17 protein-coding genes are annotated in these 19192 nt (G+C 61.3%); 9 read left to right on the top strand and 8 right to left on the bottom strand.

The genetic code is table 11. The features are described from left to right. The first annotated feature begins 59 nt into the window (after positions 1–59). A complete protein-coding gene (locus I6L45_RS13360; RefSeq protein WP_216982298.1) occupies positions 60–941 on the top strand; it encodes a DMT family transporter in 882 nt (293 codons plus the stop codon). A gap of 73 nt (positions 942–1014) precedes the next feature. Here the strand turns inward: I6L45_RS13360 and pgm are convergent, their stop codons facing one another. Then, a complete protein-coding gene (gene pgm, locus I6L45_RS13355; RefSeq protein WP_216982297.1) occupies positions 1015–2664 on the bottom strand; it encodes a phosphoglucomutase (alpha-D-glucose-1,6-bisphosphate-dependent) in 1650 nt (549 codons plus the stop codon). 53 nt (positions 2665–2717) lie between these two features. Beyond that, positions 2718–3227: a replication initiation negative regulator SeqA gene (seqA, locus tag I6L45_RS13350; protein WP_216982296.1), complete on the bottom strand. Its 510-nt coding sequence runs from the start codon at positions 3225–3227 to the stop codon at positions 2718–2720. 290 nt (positions 3228–3517) lie between these two features. Between seqA and I6L45_RS13345 the strand changes: the two genes are divergently transcribed. The 4 genes from I6L45_RS13345 to fldA are packed head-to-tail and all read left to right on the top strand — an operon-like array spanning position 3518 to position 5441. Continuing rightward, on the top strand, positions 3518–4282 hold the full coding sequence (locus I6L45_RS13345) for an alpha/beta fold hydrolase (RefSeq protein WP_216984210.1): 765 nt from the start codon (positions 3518–3520) through the stop codon (positions 4280–4282). 55 nt (positions 4283–4337) lie between these two features. After that, positions 4338–4559, top strand: coding sequence for a DUF2788 domain-containing protein (locus tag I6L45_RS13340; RefSeq protein WP_043761836.1), 222 nt, complete (start codon positions 4338–4340; stop codon positions 4557–4559). 20 nt (positions 4560–4579) lie between these two features. Next, a complete protein-coding gene (gene ybfE, locus I6L45_RS13335; RefSeq protein ID WP_005325670.1) occupies positions 4580–4876 on the top strand; it encodes a LexA regulated protein in 297 nt (98 codons plus the stop codon). A 40-nt stretch (positions 4877–4916) separates the two neighbouring features. Next, on the top strand, positions 4917–5441 hold the full coding sequence (gene fldA / locus I6L45_RS13330; protein WP_134695517.1) for a flavodoxin FldA: 525 nt from the start codon (positions 4917–4919) through the stop codon (positions 5439–5441). Positions 5442–5508: 67 nt separating this feature from the next. Here fldA and I6L45_RS13325 read toward each other — a convergent pair whose 3' ends face one another. Further along, positions 5509–5988: a DUF4442 domain-containing protein gene (locus I6L45_RS13325; RefSeq protein WP_167576649.1), complete on the bottom strand. Its 480-nt coding sequence runs from the start codon at positions 5986–5988 to the stop codon at positions 5509–5511. 232 nt (positions 5989–6220) lie between these two features. On the opposite strand from I6L45_RS13325, the gene fur reads away from it, so the two are divergent. Next, positions 6221–6649, top strand: a complete 429-nt coding sequence (fur, locus tag I6L45_RS13320; RefSeq protein ID WP_042077333.1) for a ferric iron uptake transcriptional regulator — start codon at positions 6221–6223, stop codon at positions 6647–6649. A gap of 102 nt (positions 6650–6751) precedes the next feature. Here the strand turns inward: fur and glnS are convergent, their stop codons facing one another. The 3 genes from glnS to nagE all read right to left on the bottom strand — a co-directional run bounded on the left by glnS (position 6752) and on the right by nagE (position 12991). Beyond that, positions 6752–8413: a glutamine--tRNA ligase gene (gene glnS / locus I6L45_RS13315; RefSeq protein WP_216982295.1), complete on the bottom strand. Its 1662-nt coding sequence runs from the start codon at positions 8411–8413 to the stop codon at positions 6752–6754. A gap of 339 nt (positions 8414–8752) precedes the next feature. Then, the gene (locus I6L45_RS13310; protein WP_216982294.1) at positions 8753–11416 is read right to left on the bottom strand and encodes a beta-N-acetylhexosaminidase; all 2664 of its coding nucleotides are present in this window, start codon (positions 11414–11416) and stop codon (positions 8753–8755) included. A gap of 120 nt (positions 11417–11536) precedes the next feature. Next, on the bottom strand, positions 11537–12991 hold the full coding sequence (gene nagE / locus I6L45_RS13305; protein WP_043761842.1) for an N-acetylglucosamine-specific PTS transporter subunit IIBC: 1455 nt from the start codon (positions 12989–12991) through the stop codon (positions 11537–11539). A gap of 271 nt (positions 12992–13262) precedes the next feature. Between nagE and nagB the strand changes: the two genes are divergently transcribed. From nagB to I6L45_RS13290, 3 genes are read left to right on the top strand one after another with little or no spacing between them, the layout of a single operon-like run. Beyond that, entirely contained in the window at positions 13263–14063 is an 801-nt protein-coding gene (gene nagB, locus I6L45_RS13300; protein ID WP_042077325.1) for a glucosamine-6-phosphate deaminase, read from the top strand. A 9-nt stretch (positions 14064–14072) separates the two neighbouring features. After that, complete coding sequence (gene nagA / locus I6L45_RS13295) at positions 14073–15218, top strand: N-acetylglucosamine-6-phosphate deacetylase (RefSeq protein ID WP_216982293.1); 1146 nt, start codon at positions 14073–14075, stop codon at positions 15216–15218. A gap of 4 nt (positions 15219–15222) precedes the next feature. Continuing rightward, positions 15223–16437: an ROK family protein gene (locus I6L45_RS13290; protein ID WP_043761844.1), complete on the top strand. Its 1215-nt coding sequence runs from the start codon at positions 15223–15225 to the stop codon at positions 16435–16437. A 71-nt stretch (positions 16438–16508) separates the two neighbouring features. On the opposite strand, the gene I6L45_RS13285 is transcribed toward I6L45_RS13290, so the two are convergent. Both I6L45_RS13285 and I6L45_RS13280 read right to left on the bottom strand, forming a co-directional pair. Beyond that, positions 16509–18134, bottom strand: a complete 1626-nt coding sequence (locus tag I6L45_RS13285) for a phosphoethanolamine transferase (RefSeq protein ID WP_216982292.1) — start codon at positions 18132–18134, stop codon at positions 16509–16511. Positions 18135–18442: 308 nt separating this feature from the next. Continuing rightward, positions 18443–19183: a YebC/PmpR family DNA-binding transcriptional regulator gene (locus I6L45_RS13280; RefSeq protein ID WP_042077319.1), complete on the bottom strand. Its 741-nt coding sequence runs from the start codon at positions 19181–19183 to the stop codon at positions 18443–18445. Positions 19184–19192 lie beyond the last annotated feature (9 nt).

Below are 19192 nucleotides of genomic sequence, written 5' to 3'. Positions count from 1 at the left end.
AATAAACCAACTCGCGGCTAGTTTATCTTTCCTTAAAGATACTTTTTTGTGAGGCAACCATGCCGCTGCTGATCGCCCTGCTCGCCCCCCTGCTGTGGGGCAGCACCTATGCCGTCGTCAGTCTCTACCTGACCGACTACTCGCCCTACTGGGTGGCCGTGTGGCGAGCCCTGCCCGCCGGTGTGTTGCTGCTGATGCTGCATCCGCGCTGGCCGCCCCTCAGCTGGAACCGCCAGTTCCTGCTGGCGTTTTGCAACATCACCGCCTTCTTCGCCCTGCTGTTCGTGGCTGCCTTCCGCCTACCCGGCGCCGTGGCGGGCACCCTGGGCGCCACCCTGCCCCTCATCCTGATGGCGCTGGCCTGGCTGCAGGATGGCAAGCGGCCGACCCTCAAGTGGCTGCTGCTGGGCCTGATGGGGCTGGTCGGTGTACTCCTGCTGCTCAACCCCTCCGCCAATCTGGATCCCGTCGGCGTGGCCTGCGCCCTGCTCGCCACCGTTCTCATCGGTCAGTCCAGCCGCTGGATGCAACGCTGGCCGGTGAGCGATCTGCTGGCACTGACCGCCTGGCAGCTGCTGCTGGGCGGCCTGATGCTGATCCCGCTCGCCTGGTGGCTGGCGGGCCCCATGCCCCTGCCCCATGCCGCCAGCACCCCGGGACTGCTCTGGCTGGTGCTGCTCAATACGGCGCTCGCCTACTGGGCCTGGCTCTGGGGGCTCAAGCGCCACGGCCCCGAGGTGATGGGCATGCTGGCCCTCACCAACCCCATGGTGGCGGTCTCAGGCGGCGTGCTGCTGGTGGGCGAGACACTGGACGGCCGGCAGTGGCTCGGCATCGCGGTGATCCTGCTCTCTCTCTTCCTGATGAAGCTGCCTGCCCGTCCCTTCCTCAAGCGCTGGCAGAACCGCAAGGCCGCCACCGGCGGCGTCGACAACGGCTGATCTGCGATCAACCCGACATAAAAAAAGAGGAGCCACCGGGGCTCCTCTTTCACTTGGGTTGATGCCAGAAGGGTCAGACGCCGGCCTTGGCCAGGGCAGCGGAGACAATCTGCTGGGCCTCCTGCTGGATGAGATCCAGGTGTGCCTCCCCCTTGAAGCTTTCCATGTAGATCTTGTAGATGGACTCGGTGCCGGAGGGGCGCGCCGCGAACCAACCATGCTCGGTCACGACCTTGAGACCGCCGATGGCGGCGTCGTTGCCGGGGGCCTTGGTCAGCTTGGCGGTGATGGGGTCACCCGCCAGCATGGAAGCCTCCACCAGCGCCGGATCCAGCTTGGAGAGCACCGCCTTCTGGGCACTGTTGGCCGGGGCGTCGATGCGGCGGTAGCTGGAACGGCCAAACTTGGCTTCCAGGGCGTCGTAATGGGCCTGGGGATCCTTGCCGGTGACGGCCAGGATCTCGGCGGCCAGCAGCGCCAGGATGAAACCATCCTTGTCGGTGGTCCAGACGGTGCCGTCCTTGCGCAGGAAGGAAGCGCCCGCGCTCTCCTCGCCGCCAAAGCCGAACTCGCCGCTGTAGAGACCGTCCACGAACCACTTGAAGCCGACCGGCACCTCTTTCAGGGTGCGGCCAATCTCGCCGGCGACCCGGTCGATCATGGAAGAGGAGACCAGCGTCTTGCCGACGGCCGCCTCCTTCGCCCAACCGGTTCTGTGGGTGAACAGATACTGGATGGCCACCGCCAGGTAGTGGTTCGGGTTCATCAGCCCAGCCTGGGTGACGATGCCGTGACGGTCGTAGTCCGGATCGTTGCCAAGGGCAATGTCGAACTTGTCCTTGAGGGCGATCAGACCCGCCATGGCGAACGGACTGGAGCAGTCCATCCGGATCTTGCCATCCTTGTCCAGGGTCATGAAGGAGAAGGTCGGATCCACCTTGTAGTTCACCACCTCGATGTCGAGATCGTAACGCTTGGCAATGACGTCCCAGTAGGCGACGCCGGAGCCACCGAGCGGGTCCACCCCGATCTTGATGCCGGCCTGCTTGATGGCGGCCAGGTCCAGCACGTTCTCCAGATCATCCACATAGGGGGTGACATAGTCGTGTTCCACCACGAACTCGCTCGCCAAGGCCTCGGCGAACGGCATGCGCTTCACGCCGGCCAGGTTCGCTTCCAGAATCGCGTTGGCGCGATCCTCCACCCACTTGGTGATCTCCCCTTCCGCGGGGCCGCCGTGGGGCGGGTTGTACTTGAAGCCACCGTCTTCCGGCGGGTTGTGGGACGGGGTGATCACCACGCCGTCCGCCAGGGCCGCCGGTTTGCCTGCATTGTGGCGCAGGATGGCGTGAGAGATGACCGGGGTCGGCGTGAAGCCGAGGCCGGCCTGGATGCGGGTCTCGACACCGTTGGCCGCCAGCACTTCCACCGCGCTGGCAAAGGCGGACTCGGACAGAGCGTGGGTATCCATGCCCACAAACAGCGGCCCAGTGATACCGGCCTGCTGGCGGTACTCCACCAGGGCCTGGGTCACCGCCAGGATATGGGATTCGGTAAAGGCACTGTGCAGGGCACTGCCACGGTGGCCTGAGGTACCGAAGGCGACCCGCTGCTCGGGGCGGCTCATGTCCGGCTTGTTGAGGTAGTAGGCGCTGACCAGACGGGGGATGTTGGTCAGATCGCAAAGACGAGCCGGCTGACCGGCGTGAGGATGCTGTGCCATGGGGTTTTCCTTGTGCTGAGCCTTGCCCGGCAAGGCCTTGAGTCGTTGATGCGTTAAACGGCGCCGCACACCCGAGCCGTCAGATCCTCGTCATACCCCATGCTGCTCATCAGCTGGGCCACCATGTTCTGCTTGCGACTGGTATTGGTGTTGGTGATCACCCAGAACGGGGTTTGTGGCACCTGCTTGGGCTTGGTGGTGCTGCCACTGGCTCGCAGCGCCTCGGGGTCACGGGAGAAATAGACGCGCTTGCGCCCCTTTATCTCGGTCGCCTGGGTGAAGCCCTCCGGGTTGTCCCGGTAGAGGGTGCTCAATACCAGCATGAAGCGGTTGATGGACTTCTCTTCTTTCTGCAACGCTCCGGAATCCAGCAGGGCCTCCAGTCCCATGGCATCGGCCACGGGCTGCGGCTGGACTGCGGGGGCCGCCGTCACGGTCGCCGTCCGGGTCTGGGCCGGTTGCTCCAGCAGGCGACGCAGGATATCGGACGCACTCTCGCCGATGTGCCGGGTCTGGCTCGCGATAAAGAAGTAGAGATCGTCATCAAGCTCGATGGTTTTCATAAGGATGCGCTGGACTCGTCGAAATTCGGATGCGGCGATTATACATAGGCAGACCCGGCAGCCCAAGGGAGGGGCTGGCAGATGTGCATGAATCTCCCCGAGAATACGGCATAATGACGGGCCAAGTGTGTGATCCCCCGCACTGATAACCGATCTTGGAGGATTTTTTTGAAAAAAAACCACAAAAAATATCCCCATGTCGGAGTGAAATCCTTTTCTTTCAGTATGTTAAAAAATATGGCGACATCGCCCACGACCGACAAGGTGTCATTTTGCAACAACATTCACGATTGAACTTCAAGGATCAGGGAGAGGGTCCTGCCGTCGTTCTGATCCACGGCCTGTTCGGCAGCCTGGACAATCTGGGCCTGCTGGCGCGCCCGCTCGGCGAGCAATACAGGGTCATCAGCGTCGATCTGCGCAACCATGGCGCCTCCTTCCACAACGACGAGATGAGCTACCCGGCCCAGGCGGCAGACGTCCTCGCCCTGCTGGACTTCCTGGGGCTCGATAAGGTCGCCCTGGTGGGCCACTCCATGGGCGGCAAGGTCGCCATGCAGCTCGCCAAGCAGGCGACGACGCGCGTCGCCAAGCTGGTGGTGGCCGACATCGCCCCCGTGGCCTATCCCCACGCCCGCCACAAGGATGTCTTCGCCGGTCTCAACGCCACGCTCGAGCATGCTCCTCAAAGCCGCAGGGAGGCGGAAGCCATCCTGGCCGAGCACATCGGGATCCCCGGGGTACGCCAGTTCCTGCTCAAGTCCTTCGCCAAAGGGGAGTCAGGCTGGGGTTGGCGCTTCAATGTGCCGGCCCTTGAGCGCAACTACGCCAACATCATGGGCTGGCCCGACGATGAACGCCGCTTCGAAGGCCCGACGCTCTTCATCAAGGGGGGAGAGTCCGACTATATGCAGCCCGAATACACCGGGACCGCGATGGCCCAGTTCCCCGCCGCCAAGGCCCGCATCATCGCCGGCACCGGTCACTGGCTGCACGCGGAAAAGCCGGTTTTGTTTAACAAACTGGTTGTGGATTTCCTGTCGACAGGCGGTTAACAGTTTCAAATCCTTTGTGATATAGTGCGCCCGTCATTAGGAGTGCGCGCAATCCATGCTGAGTGAACACATCGATCTCATCGAGAGTCTGGGCCTGAAACTGTTCTTCGTGGCCATCTTCCTGCTGATTGGTCTGGCCATTCACGATGTGCTCAAACGCGGCAACGTGCCCCGGTTTGGCCGCTTCGTCGTCTGGCTGGTGCTGTTTCTGGGTTGCGCGGGTTTTGTCGCCAAGGGGCTGATCGAAATGGGCTGGGAAGGCTCAGGGATCGGCTAACTACTTTTCATCTGTGATGTATGGCCAAACAGCAAACTGATCGAACAACACTGGATCTGTTCGCAACTGAGAAGCGCCCCGGCAGGCCAAAGACCAACCCACTCCCCCGTGAGACCCAGCTCAAGATCAACAAGCGCAACCAGCTCAAGCGCGATCGGGAGAACGGGCTGAAGCGGGTCGAGTTGAAGGTGGAAGCCGAGTTGCTGGAGCGCCTGAACCAACTTGCGCTGCAACAGAACGTCAGCCGAGCCGAGCTGATCCAATCTATCCTGAAGCAACAGATTGAGTCTGCTCACGCAGCAGGCATCGCAATCTGAACCGTTAAGAATCAACACCAGATACGGGTAACTAAACACTATGGCTAGTGTAGGTCTGTTTTTCGGCAGCGATACCGGTAATACCGAAGCTGTCGCCAAGATGATCCAGAAAGAACTGGGCAAGCAACTGATTGAAGTCCGTGACATTGCCAAGAGCAGCAAGGCCGACATCGACAGCTTCGATCTGCTGATGTTCGGTATCCCGACTTGGTACTACGGCGAGGCCCAGGCCGATTGGGACGACTTCTTCCCCGAGCTCGAAGAGATCGACTTCACCAACAAGCTGGTCGCCATCTTCGGGTGCGGCGATCAGGAAGACTATGCCGAGTACTTCCTCGACGCCATGGGCACCCTGCGTGACATCGTCGAAGCCAAGGGCGCCATCATCATCGGTAACTGGCCGACCGCCGGTTACGAGTTCGAAGCCTCCAAGGCCCTGGTGGATGACAAGCACTTCGTCGGCCTCGGCATCGACGAGGATCGCCAGCCGGAGCTGACCGCCGAGCGCGTCAAGGGCTGGTGCAAGCAGCTGCACGAAGAGATGTGCCTGAGCGAGCTGGAGTGATCTCCCTCCCCTTCCATGCAACAAGGGCCCCGTCGGGGCCCTTGTTGTTTCTGTCTCTGCATCGGCGTCACTCTGCGCCTTGCCTGTGCTCCGGCCTGGCCCGCACGTAGAGCGTCCGCTTGACCTGGGCAACCAGCTCGCCTTGGCTGTCCTGCACCGTCACCTCGAACTCGGGGAAGTGCTTGTCGCCCCCCTCAGTCGCGGCCACGATGGCGGCCAGCTTGCCGTCGGTCAGGGTGAACTCCGCCACCAGCTTGCCCTTGCCGGGCTTGATGAAGTTGATGCTGCCCGCCTTGTCCCAGACGTAGTAGCGGTTCTTGAAATGGCCCATCAGCATCAGCGGATAGATGGGATCCGTCATGGCAAACATGCTGCCGCCGAACTGGGTCCGGTTGGCATTCTTGTTCCACCAGCGGGACTTGAGCGTCACCCGGCAGAAGCGAAAATCGGGGCTCAGGGTCTCTATCTTGATGCCGGCGCCCCAGAAGGGGGGCCAGGCGTTGAGGGCGCAGCGCACCCAGGCTGCGTTGCCAAAAAGCCAATCCATGGATCTCATCCGACCAGATTATAAAGAGATCACATAGTATCAACATTCTCTGGCGGAGCAAGCGGGCCGGATTAATCTCCCGGCGGGGGAAATGTGCTAAACCCATTGAATTGCTGGGTTTATTTTTAACTTGGCTACGACCTATAATGACAGGCCATACGAGTTCGTGGTTGCCATTCCCTCGGCAGTCAATCAGAATAACCACACCTTCGAGAATGCGAATACATAGAATATGGCAGACAACAACCAAGCGTTAAAAAAGGCCGGGCTCAAGATCACCCTGCCCCGCGTCAAGATCCTGGAAATCCTGCAACAGCCGGACTGCCAGCACACCAGTGCGGAAGATCTGTACAAACGGCTGATCGATCAGGGTGAGGAGATTGGTCTCGCTACCGTCTATCGCGTTCTCAACCAGTTTGATGATGCCGGTATCGTCACCCGCCACCACTTCGAAGGGGGCAAGTCGGTGTTCGAGCTGGCCACCCAGGAGCACCACGACCACCTGGTCTGCCTCGACTGCGGCAAGGTGATCGAGTTCTCCGACGAGGTGATCGAGCAACGTCAACGCGACATCGCCAAGGCGCACAACATCCGCCTGACCAACCACAGCCTCTACCTGTACGGCCACTGCGCCAACGGAGACTGCAAGCACGACGAGTGATCGCCCCGGTTAGCGCAATATAAAAAAGCCAGCATCACGCTGGCTTTTTTGTGTCCGCAATCCGGATCAGAAGTGGCAGGGTCTCCCCTGCCCTTTCGTCTATCAGGCTTCGGCCTTGCCCCAGACGTCGCGCAGGGCGACGGTACGGTTGAACACCAGGTGTTCCGGGCTGGAGAGCTTGTTGTCGGCGCAGAAGTAGCCTTCACGCTCGAACTGGTAGGCAGACTCCGGCTTGGCGTCCTTGAGGGAGGCTTCCACGCGTGCACCGGCGATGATCACCAGGGACTCGGGGTTGAGAGCCGCCTCGAAGTCCTCTTCGGCACCCGGGTTCGGCACCTTGAACAGGCGATCGTAGAGGCGCACTTCGGCCGGCAGGGAGTGAGTGGCGCTGACCCAGTGGATCACCCCTTTCACCTTGCGACCGTCCGCCGGATCCTTGCCCAGGGTGTCGGCATCGTAAGAGCAGTAGATGCAGGTGACCTTGCCGTCGGCGTCCTTCTCGATGCGCTCGGCCTTGATGACATAGGCGTTGCGCAGGCGCACTTCCTTGCCCAGCACCAGACGCTTGAACTGCTTGTTGGCTTCCTCTTTGAAGTCCGCCTCGTCGATGAAGATCTCGCGGGAGAAGTGCAGCTCACGGGTCCCCATCTCCGGCTTGTTCGGGTGCGCCGGCGCGGTCAGCACCTCGTCGGCCGCCAGGTTCTCGATCACCACCTTCACCGGGTGCAGCACGGCCATGGCGCGCGGCGCGTTCTCGTTGAGATCGTCGCGGATGCAGGCTTCCAGCATGCTCATCTCGACGATGTTGTCCTGCTTGGTCACGCCGATGCGCTTGCAGAACTCGCGGATGGAGGCCGGGGTATAGCCGCGGCGACGCAGCCCGGAAACGGTCAGCATGCGCGGATCGTCCCAACCGCTCACGTGCCCCTCGGTCACCAGCAGATTCAGCTTGCGCTTGGACATGACGGTGTATTCGAGGTTCAGACGGGAGAACTCGTACTGACGGGGGTGGCACTCGATGGAGATATTGTCCAGCACCCAGTCATAGAGACGGCGGTTGTCCTGGAATTCCAGGGTGCACAGGGAGTGGGTGATCCCCTCCAGGGCGTCCGAGATGCAGTGGGTAAAGTCGTACATCGGGTAGATGCACCACTCGTCACCGGTCTGGTGGTGGTGGGCAAACTTGATGCGATAGATGACGGGGTCGCGCATCACCATGAAGGGGGATGCCATGTCGATCTTGGCGCGCAGGCAGGCGCTGCCCTCGGCCATCTCGCCGCTCTTCATCTTGGCGAACAGGGCCAGGTTCTCTTCCACGCTGCGATCGCGGAACGGGCTGTTCTTGCCCGGGGCGGTCAGGGTGCCACGGTATTCGCGCATCTGCTCCGGGGTCAGTTCGTCCACATAGGCCAGCCCCTTCTCGATGAGCTCGATGGCGTAACCGTGCAGCTTGTGGAAATAGTCGGAGGAGTAGCAGATCTCGCCGCTCCACTGGAAGCCGAGCCACTGGACGTCCTGCTTGATGGACTCCACGAACTCGATGTCCTCCTTCGCCGGGTTGGTGTCGTCGAAGCGCAGGTTGCACTGGCCCTGATAGTCACGGGCGATGCCGAAGTTCAGGCAGATGGATTTGGCGTGGCCGATATGGAGATAACCGTTCGGCTCCGGCGGAAAACGGGTATGCACATGGGTGTGCTTACCGCTGGCCAGATCTTCATCAATGATCTGACGAATAAAGTTAGTTGGGCTGTTCGCCTGACTCATGGCTCACCTCAAAAAAGCGTCACTGGCGGAAGTTGTGCCGGCTGGCACCCTCAACCCCCCGCCGTCAAGCCGGGTATGATCCCTCATTACGCGCCCTGCCTCAACCTGAATTTGGTCGATCCGGGGCATTGGCGCACCAAAAACGGCGAAGCGGGCAAACGGGCAGGGATCCGGGTCAAAAAAAGCCCGCACGAGGCGGGGCAACAAGTGATGAAAAACAGACAAAACACACACACAACAAAGGCTCACATGCACAGTCAACCTTTCCCAAGCCCGATGCTTATCGCCCTTGGGAAAGGCGGGTCTTGCGACCCGCCCTGTGTCAATGACCCGAGGTAATCAGTTCAGCTCGGTGACGCGGCTGGTGCGCTTGCCATCGAAGCTGACTGTGCGCAGGTAGACCTTGCCGATGACGCTCGGCTTGGCCGCGGCGTCGTAGGCGCTCCAGCTCTTGCCATCCAGGCTGTACTGGATGGGCAGGCCCGGCAGATCCACGTTCGCTTCAAGCACACCGTTCACCACCTTGGCACCCGGTACGGAGAGGCGGTACTCGACACCGGCCTGGTCAAGCTTGGGCAGCACGCGCTGGCCCAGCACGTTGGCAAACTGGTTCCACTCCTTGTTGAGGGTGGCCTTGTTCACGTGCTTGGTCTCACCGGAGAACTCGCGTCCCTTCACGTAGTCCAGCTCGAAGCCGCCCTTGTGCCAGGCGCGCTCGGCCACGGAGAAGATACGCGGGTAGACCATGTACTCGTACTGGGCGTCGGTGCGCACGGTTTCGCTCCACTGCTGACCGGAGATCCCCTTGAACTTGACCGGGTCCTGGTCACCCTTGGCCACGAAGGCGTTGCCGTCGCGGTCAACCGAGGTCTCGGCGTTCTGCGGCAGGTTTTCCGGGGCGAAGGCGAACACCTTGCGGGTGTCGTTGAAGCGGGTGGCCCAGTAGTAGCCGCGCTCGGCCGGGTGTACCTCGTTCGGGAAGTCGAAGTAGAGGTAATCCGGGTTGGAGAGCACCACGTCATAGCCCTTGTGCGCCCACTTCATCGCCTCGTTGAAACCACCCCAGTAGAGGGTTTCCCAGAAGTTGACCCGGGTCTTGTCGGTGGCGAACACGCTGGCATCCGTGGCGTACTTCAGACCATCTTCCCACGCCTGCAGGGTGGAGAAGCCATGGCCCTTGACCATCTCGCTCACTTCCTTGGCAAAATGGACCGGCAGCTCGGCCACGTCCTTGATCTTGCCCTCATCGATCATCTTCTGACACATGGGGGACTTGCCAAACGGCTTGTCCTGCTTGCTGGAGTCGACGTTGCCCTTCCAGGCCACCAGTTCTTCTTTCTTGGTGACGGCCGGATCCTGGTAACCACCACCCTGCATGATGTTCTTCGCCTCGTCACCACCGTAGTGCCAGGCGGTCAGCGGCTGGCCGGCGGCCTGGTGCATCTGGGCCACTTCGTCCATCACCTTGGCCACGAAGGTGGCGGCGCCCGGCTGGCAGGGGTTGATGAAGGACATCTTGTCGTAGAACTGGACCGAGGTGACGTTGGAGGTATCGGCCGGGTCGGTCAGGCGGAACTGGTTGGCTTCAGCCTCTTTGCCCTCTGCCATCAGACGCTTGTAGCGCGCCTCCATGGAGACCACGGCGGCACGGGCGTGGGCCGGCATGTTGATCTCGGGGATCACGGTCACGCCGCGGGCCTTGGCATAGCGCACCAGGTCGATGTAGTCCGCCTTGCTGTAGAAGCCGGTGCCCATGTTGTCGCTGGTGGGGCCTGAGCCGAGCTGCGGCAGCAGGCACTGGGTTTCGGACAGATCATGACAGCGTTTGCTGCCGACGTCGGTCAGCTCCGGCAGGCCCGGGATCTCGATGCGCCAGCCTTCATCGTTGGTCAATCCCAGGTGCAGCACGTTGAGCTTCATGGCGGACATCTGGTCCACCAGCTTCTTCATGGTTTCCTGGCTTCTGAAGTGACGGGCCACGTCGGTCTGCATGCCGCGGTATTCAAAGCGCGGGGCATCCTCGACACTCATCTGGCTCACCAACTTGTCGTCAACTCCCAGGAGGGAGATCAGGGACTGGGCCCCCCAGAAGGCGCCGTAAACGTCGTGACCCTGAATGACGGTCCCCTTCTGGCCTATGGTCATGTCGTAGCCTTCGGCCTGCTTGAGCTTGCTGCCGAGCTTGATGGTGACCGGGTAGCCGGTGTCGGAGAGGGTAACACCCAGCTTGGTCAGTTGCGCCTTCAGGGCCTCGGCGCGATCGCTCGGCAGATCCAGGGCATTGAGCTTGATGGTGGAGAAGTCGACCTGGGGACCGGCTTTCACCACCTGCTTCATCGGGCTCGGCAGGATCTGGTCGTCAATCTTGCCAGCCGGCAGCAGGGTGCTGGTCTGGTTGGCGGCGAAGCGGGTCTCGCTGTTCATCAGGATGTTGTTGTCATCCTTGGTGCGCTTCCAGCCGTCGGCCGGCATCGGCTTCTCGTAGGTGGTGGCGTCGTCGATGTTGCTCATGCTGGCCAGCACTTTCGGCTCGGCCCCTTCGCTGGCGACATACCAGTTCGGCATGATGTCAGATTCGAAGAGTACCCAGTATTCCACCACCAGGGGCACCTCGACCGTGGCGTCCTTGGCAAAGCCCTGGAACTTCTCGGTCGGCGTCAAACGATAGAGGTCGCCGGTCAGGTGCGTGATGGTGAACTGGTCGTTGTCCACCCGCTGGATGCGGCGGATGGAGGAGACATAGATGCTCCAGTCCTTGGAGGTGACGTCGGCACCGGTATTGGTCAGGTGCAGCTTGGCCACACCGCAGCTCGCCCACTCGGAGCCCAGCGCCTGGCAGTCGAGACCGGCGCCGGCACCGTCATTGGTGACGACTTCGTACTTGACGACGAGGTTGCTGGCGAGGGAATCGACCACGGCTTGCTTGGCGGCATCGGCTGCCTGTACCTGGGCGGCACAAACGGTAGACATGGCAATGGCTAACAGAGAATGTTTGAAGTTCATAACTGCTGCTCTCGTTTGAAGTAAAGGTTGGATTTTCTTGGCTTTTTTTATATGGGCCCCGAGGCGGGGCCCTTAGTTATGTCAACAATGGACTTAGACTTGAGGTGAGCTCACGCTCGATTAACGCAGGGCTTTCATCTCACCGGCAATGATCTCGGCCAAGGGGCCCAGAATCACCTGCAGGTTCTGCTCACCGAGTTTGACCACACCGGCCGCGCCCAGGGCTTTGAGCTTGCGCTCGTCAACGATGCTGCGATCTTTCAGGGTCAGACGCAGACGGGTGATGCAGGCATCGATGGTCACCAGGTTTTCCTGGCCGCCCAGCACTTCCAGATACTGCTTGGCCAGCTCGGTGCGGTCGGTGGTCTGAGCCTGTACCGGCACGGCTTCGTCGTCTTCACGACCCGGGGTTTTCAGGTTGAACTTGGCGATCACGGCACGGAAGACCACGTAGTAGAGGCCGAAGAACACCAGGCCCTGTACCAGCAGCATGTACCACTGGGTGGCCAGCGGGTTGCGGCTGGAGAGCACCATATCCACCAGACCTGCGCTGAAACCGAAGCCGGCGATCCAGTGCATGCTGGAGGCGATGAACACGGACAGGCCGGTCAGCAGGGCGTGGATGACATACAGCACCGGCGCCACGAACATGAAGGAGAACTCGAGCGGCTCGGTCACCCCGGTGAAGAAGGCGGCAAAGGCGGCGGCGATCATGATGGACGCAACCTTCTCTTTGTTCTCTTTCTTCGCGGCGTGGTAGATGGCCAGCGCGGCACCCGGCAGACCGAACATCATGATGGGGAAGAAGCCGGCCTGGTACATGCCGGTCACGCCCACGACCGCTTTACCGGCGTCGATGGAGGTTTGGCCACCCAGGAAGTTCGGGATGTCGTTGATGCCAGCCACGTCGAACCAGAACACGGAGTTCAGGGCGTGGTGCAGACCGACCGGGATCAGCAGACGGTTGAAGAAGGCATAGATGCCGGCACCGGTGGAGCCCATGCTGACGATGGATTCCCCGAAGCTCACCAGGCCACCGTAGATGACCGGCCAGACGGCCATCAGGATGAAGGAGACCACGATCATCACCACGGAGGTCACGATCGGCACCAGACGACGGCCGGAGAAGAAGGCCAGTGCCTTGTGCAGCTCCACGCTGCTGAAGCGGTTGTACAGCTCGGCGGCGATGACACCGCACAGGATGCCGACGAACTGGTTGCTGATCTTGGCAAAGGCTGCCGGTACCTGGTCGGCCGGGATCCCCTTGATCTGGGCAACGGCGCCCGGGCTCAGCAGGGTGGTGACGACCAGGAAGCCGACCAGACCGGCCAGCGCGGCGGAGCCGTCTTTATCCTTGGACATGCCATACGCCACGCCCACGGCGAACAGAATGGGCATGCTGTCGATGATGGCGGCGCCCGCCTTGATCAGAAACGCAGCCAGAGGGCTTCCGCCACCCCAACCGTTCGGGTCAATCCAGTAGCCAATCCCCATCAGGATCGCGGCGGCAGGCAATACCGCTACCGGCACCATCAGGGCGCGGCCGATCTTTTGCAAATAACCGAGAATGTTCACGGTTCCTCTCCTTAGTTGATGATTTTCTAGAAATTAAGTGCTTATCACGTTCGACGCATAAGCCATCAAGGCTTGATTGGCAGTCTAGGGCTTTTATTTCGCTGCGCAAATTAATAAACCCGCATTCGTGATCATTATCACTCATCAGACATAAAGGTAGTGGATTGATGTGGCTTAGTTCGCAATCTTTATTTACGCTATAAAACAACTTAGATGTGTCTTTTAGCCTTGCCGTCAATAGACAGCTGCAACCCGTGTAGAGGTATAGATAATGCGCCTGATCCCGTTGAAGTCTGCCAGCCAGGTGGGTCTCTGGTCCGCCCGTTACATCGTTGACCGCATCAATGCGTTCAAGCCGACAGCCGAGCGCCCCTTCGTACTGGGCCTGCCCACCGGCGGCACGCCGCTCAATACCTACAAGCGCCTGATTGAACTGCATAAAGCCGGCGAGGTGAGCTTCCAGAACGTGGTCACCTTCAACATGGACGAGTACGTGGGGCTGCCGAAGGAGCACCCGGAGAGCTACCACAGCTTCATGTACAACAACTTCTTCAACCACGTGGACATCCGCCCGGAAAACATCAACATCCTCAACGGCAACGCGCCGGATCTGGTGGCCGAGTGCCAGCGCTACGAGGACAAGATCAAGTCCTACGGCAAGATCAACCTGTTCATGGGCGGGGTCGGCAACGACGGCCACATCGCCTTCAACGAGCCGGCCTCTTCCCTGGCTTCCCGCACCCGGGTCAAGACCCTGACCGAGGACACCCGCATCGCGAACTCCCGCTTCTTCGGTGGCGACATGGAGCAGGTGCCCAAGCTGGCGCTGACCGTGGGCGTGGGTACCCTGATGGACGCCGAAGAGATCCTGATCCTGGTGATCGGTCATGCCAAGGCCCAGGCCCTGCAGGCCACGGTGGAAGGCAGCGTCAACCACATGTGGACCATCTCCACCCTGCAGCTGCACCCGAAAGGCATCGTCGTGTGCGACGAGCCCTCCACCATGGAGCTGAAGGTCAAGACGGTGCGTTACTTCCAGCAGCTGGAAGCCGACAACATCAAGCACCTCTGAGGAGCCCCCATGTACGCACTGACCCATTGCACTCTCTACACCGGCAGCTGCGTGCTGACTGGTTATGGTGTGGTCATCGATGGCGACAAGATTGTCGCCATCTCCCGCGAGGCGGAGCTGCCTGCGAACCTCGAGCGGATTGACCTCCAGGGCGCCAACCTCAGCGCCGGCTTCATCGACGTCCAGCTCAACGGCTGCGGCGGCGTCATGTTCAACGGCCACATCACCACCCAGACCCTGGCCACCATGCAGGCGGCCAACCTGAAATCCGGCACCACCAGCTTCCTGCCGACCCTGATCACCAGCCCGGATGCGGACATGAAGCAGGCGGTGTCGGTTACCCGCGACTACATGGCGGCGCATCCCAACGAAGTCTTGGGCGTGCATCTGGAAGGCCCCTACACCAACCTCAAGCGCAAGGGGATCCACCCGGCCGAGCAGATCCGTCAGCCCGCCGACGAGATGATCGACTTCTTCTGCGCCAATGCGGATGCCATCGCCAAGATCACCCTGGCGCCGGAGCGCAACAAGCCCGAGCACATCCGCCGCCTGGTGGAGGCCGGTATTCTGGTGAGTGCCGGCCACACCGCCGCCAACTACGACCAGGCCATGGCGGGCTTTGACAACGGCATGCGCTTTGCGACCCACCTCTACAACGCCATGACTCCGACCCTGAACGGGCGCGAGCCCGGCGTGGTCGGCGCCATCTACGATCGCAAGGATGTCTATGCGGGCATCATCGTCGACGGCCACCACGTGCACTGGGCCAACGTGCGCCTGGCGCACCGGATGCTGGGGGAGAAACTGGTGCTGGTCACCGACGCCACCGCGGCGGCCGGGGCACCGGAAGGCTTTGAGAAATTTGATTTTTGCGGCGCAACCGTCTATTTCCGCGATGGTCAGTGCGTCGACGAGAATGGTACACTCGGCGGCTCCGCCCTCACCATGATCGAAGGGGTGGAGAATCTGGTCAAACAGGTCGGTTTGCCGCTCGACGAAGCACTGAGAATGGCCACTCTTTACCCCGCGCGCGCCATTGGATGGGACTCACGTCTCGGTAGTATCCAGGTCGGAAAAATTGCCAACCTCACCGTCTTTGATCAGGCCTTCACGGTCTGCGGGACCGTGGTTAACGGACACTACACAACACAGTGACACTATGACTGGCGGACAAATAGCAAACGTAGATCTCATCAAGCAGGTGAACAGTGCAGTCGTCTATCGGCTCATCGACCTGCAGGGCCCCATCTCGCGGGTCAAAATTGCCGAGTTGAGTCAGCTGGCCCCGGCCAGCGTGACCAAGATAACCCGGCAACTGATCGAGCATGGGCTGATCAGGGAAACATCACCGCAAGCCTCCACCGGCGGGCGCCGCGCCATCTCCCTGACCACCATCAAGCATCGCTTCCAGTTTGTCTCCGCCAAGCTTGGCCGCGGCTATCTGCAGCTCTCCCTGTACGATCTCGACGGCAAGGAGCTCGATCAGCACGTCACCCAGGTGACCGAGATCGAACAGCAACCCGTGGTCGACATGCTGCTGCGGGAGATTGGCGCCTTCATCGACGCCAATCAGGATCGCAGCCGCAACCTCATCAGCATCGCACTCACCATGCCGGGCCTGGTCAACCCGGAATCCGGCATGGTCATCTACACCCCCACCTACCAGATCCGAAACCTGGGGCTCGCCAAGCTCCTGGAGCACCACTTCAACCTCCCCTGCTACGTGGGCAACGACACCCGCTCGCTGGCGCTGGCCGAACACTTCTTCGGCGAGTCCCGCGACTGCATGGACTCCATCCTGGTGAGCGTCCACCAGGGGACGGGCTCCGGGATCATCACCAAGGGCAAGGTGTTCCTCGGCCAGAACCGCAACGTCGGCGAGATCGGGCACATCCAGGTCGAGCCCCTCGGCAAGCGTTGCCACTGCGGCAACTTCGGCTGCCTCGAGACCATCGCCTCCAACGAGGCCATCGTCGACAAGGTGAAGGAGCTCATCAGCCGCGGCCACCTGAGCTCGCTGCAGGAGAAGCACATCACCATCCAGGAGGTGTGCAAGGCGGCCCTGGCCGGCGACGAACTGGCCCGCAGCGTGATCGAAAACGTGGGGGAACATCTTGGCCGCGCCATCGCCATCACGGTCAACCTGTTCAACCCCCAGAAGGTGCTGATCGCCGGTGAAATCACCGCCGCCGAGGAGATCCTGATCCCGGCCATCCGCCGCTGCGTCGAGCACCAGTCCCTGCCAAGCTTCCACCGTGGCCTGCCCATCGTGAAGGCACGCTTCCAGAACCAGCCCACCATAGGCGGCTTCGCCCTGGTCAAGCGCTCCCTGCTGGAGGGAGACCTGCTGCAGATCATCATGGAGCAGAAGTAAGGCCAAAGCCTTGAGAAACAAAAACGGCAGCCTCTTGGCTGCCGTTTTTTATTGTGTGGGTTTTTGCCGCACTACCCTGCACGGCAGGGTTTGAACACATCCAGCTTGCCGTCATACACCCGGGTCTGCACATCCATGATCCCCAGAATTGAATGGAACAGGTTGTCGTGGGAGAAGCGCTTGGCGGTCGCCTCCTGTTGCAGGCAGCCCAGACTCAACTGGCGATCCTCCTGCAGCTGGGGGGAGAACCAGGTCAGGAGCGGTACCCGGGTCTGATCGTCCGGCGCGAACTTGTAGGGGGTACCGTGCAGGTAGAGCCCCATGGCCCCGAGGGATTCCCCGTGGTCGGAGAGGTAGATCAACCCCACGTTGTACTCCTTCTCCAGGGTCTTGAGCTTGCCGATGAGCTCGGACAGCACCTTGTCCGTGTAGCGGATGGTGTTGTCATAGGTGTTGACCAGCTCTTCATTGGTGCAGTTTTCGATGTCGCTGCGAGGGCAGTCCGGCAGGAAGGCGCGATCGGCTGCCGGGTAGCGGCGATAATAGGTCGGACCGTGGCTGCCCATCAGGTGGAAAGCCACCAGCTTGCCGCCCTGCCCGCCCCGCATTCCGGCGATCTGCTCATCCAGTCCCTGCAACAGGACCTCGTCATGGCAGGCTTCCCCCTCGCAATATTGCGGGAACGCCTTGGGCTCGATCTCGATGGTGGGCACGTGCTTGCACACCCCCTTGCAGCCGCCGTCATTCTCTTTCCAGAGCACGGAGACACCGGCGTGTTGCAGCACGTCCAGCAGGCCGTCCCTGGACTTGGCCAGGGTCTCGTCATAGCCGCGACGGGTCAGGTTGGAGAACATGCAGGGCACCGAGACTGCGGTGGCGGTGCCGCAGGAGCGCACGTCCCTGAAGGAGACCAGCCCCGGCTCCCTGGCGGTGAACCCGTTGGTCTCCTTGCCATAGCCGTTGAGGGAGTAGTTCTGGCTGCGGGCCGTCTCCCCCACCACCAGGAACATCAGGGTCGGCTTGTCGCTCTTGGCCACTATCCTGGCGTCGGTGCCAATCTGCTCATAGGGGATGGGAGTGGCGAAGACGATGTCCCGGAAGTAGCGATAGACGCCGCGCACATAGTTGGAGGGCACTATCTCTTTGACGATGTTGTGGTTGTTGCGCCCGACCGAGGCGTAATCCTGGTAGTAGAGGGCGGCAACCCCGAGCAGGAACAGCAGGGAGAAGGCGATGCCGCCGAGGCGCAGACCCAGCCCCTTGTACCAGGGGCTCGGGTAGTCAATGCGGATCCAGAGCAGGCAGAGCACGGGCAGCACGCCGGTCAGCAGGAACCAGAGCATGACAGACCCGTTGAGGTAGGAGCCCGCTTCCCCGCTGTTGGTCTCGATGATGTTCTGCACCATGCCCACGTCGAAGATGACCCCGTATTTGAGCATGGCGTAGCTGGCCAGCGAGCCGGTCAGGATCAACAGGGTGAAGAAGGGCTTGAGCAGGTATCGGAAGGTAAACGGCAGAAAGACCGCGTTGAGGGCGGCGATCAACACGAAGGGGATGGAGAGCACGAACCCCGCCTTCACATGCTCGAGAGCGGTGAGGATGCGGTAAAAGTGCAGAAAAATGGGCCAGTTGAACACCAGTGCAAAGAGCAGCACCAGCAACAGATTGACCTTCATCACTCCCAGAGTGAGACGCATAGAGAGACTCCGACAAACCAGTGATTTCTGAAGCCTTGCAAGGAGGCTCCGTTGTGCGCATTCCCTCCCTCTTCCCGAGCGGAGCGATGACCGTAGCGGCCAGGATGCAAGCTGATCCTAGAGGGGCAAACTTAAGCGGACATTAAGGGAGGTGGCGCGCAGAAAAGCGGGAGCAGGCAGAGTCTGGCGAATAAAAAAAACGGCAGCCTGTGGCTGCCGTTGTTGGTGCGGGTTGCGAGGTGGACGCTCAGGGATGTTGCCGCCTCGCCGAAGGGGGATGCCGCCATTGCGGCCCCTCCAGGGCGGGATTACAGAGTCGCCGCCACTTCGTCGGAGATGGAGCCGTTGTGGTACACCTCCTGCACGTCGTCCAGATCTTCCAGCATGTCGATGAGGCGCATCAGCTTGGGGGCGGTCTCGGCATCCAGCTCCGCCTCGGTGGAGGCGATCATGGTCACTTCGGCGCTCTCGGGCTTGAAGCCGGCGGCTTCCAGACCGTCCAGCACGGTGCCGAAGTCGTTCGGGGTGGTGTACACCTCGATGGTGCCGTCTTCTTCGGTCACCACGTCGTCGGCACCCGCTTCCAGGGCGGCGTCCATCAGGGCATCTTCATCGGCACCCACGAAGGTCAGTACACCCTTCTTGGTGAACAGGTAGGCCACGGAGCCATCGGTCCCCAGGTTGCCGCCGCACTTGCTGAAGGCGTGACGCACTTCGGCCACGGTGCGGTTGCGGTTGTCGGTCAGGCACTCCACCATGACGGCGGAACCGGCCGGGCCGTAACCTTCGTACACGATGGTCTCGAGCTGTTCGCCGTCACCACCGCCGGCGCCACGCTGGATGGCACGGTTGATGGTGTCACGGGTCATGTTGCTGGTCAGGGCGGCGGCCACCGCGGCACGCAGGCGCGGGTTGTTGGCCGGGTCGGCATCACCCAGACGCGCGGAGGTGGTGATTTCGCGGATCAGCTTGGTGAAGATCTTGCCGCGCTTGGCGTCTTGCGCCGCCTTGCGGTGTTTGATGTTGGCCCATTTACTGTGACCTGCCATAGGGACTCT

This window comes from Aeromonas sp. FDAARGOS 1415 (assembly GCF_019048365.1).
Classification (GTDB): domain Bacteria; phylum Pseudomonadota; class Gammaproteobacteria; order Enterobacterales; family Aeromonadaceae; genus Aeromonas; species Aeromonas taiwanensis.
The sequence above is the reverse complement of the archived record's forward strand: the minus strand, read 5'-3'. Positions and strand labels throughout refer to the sequence as shown.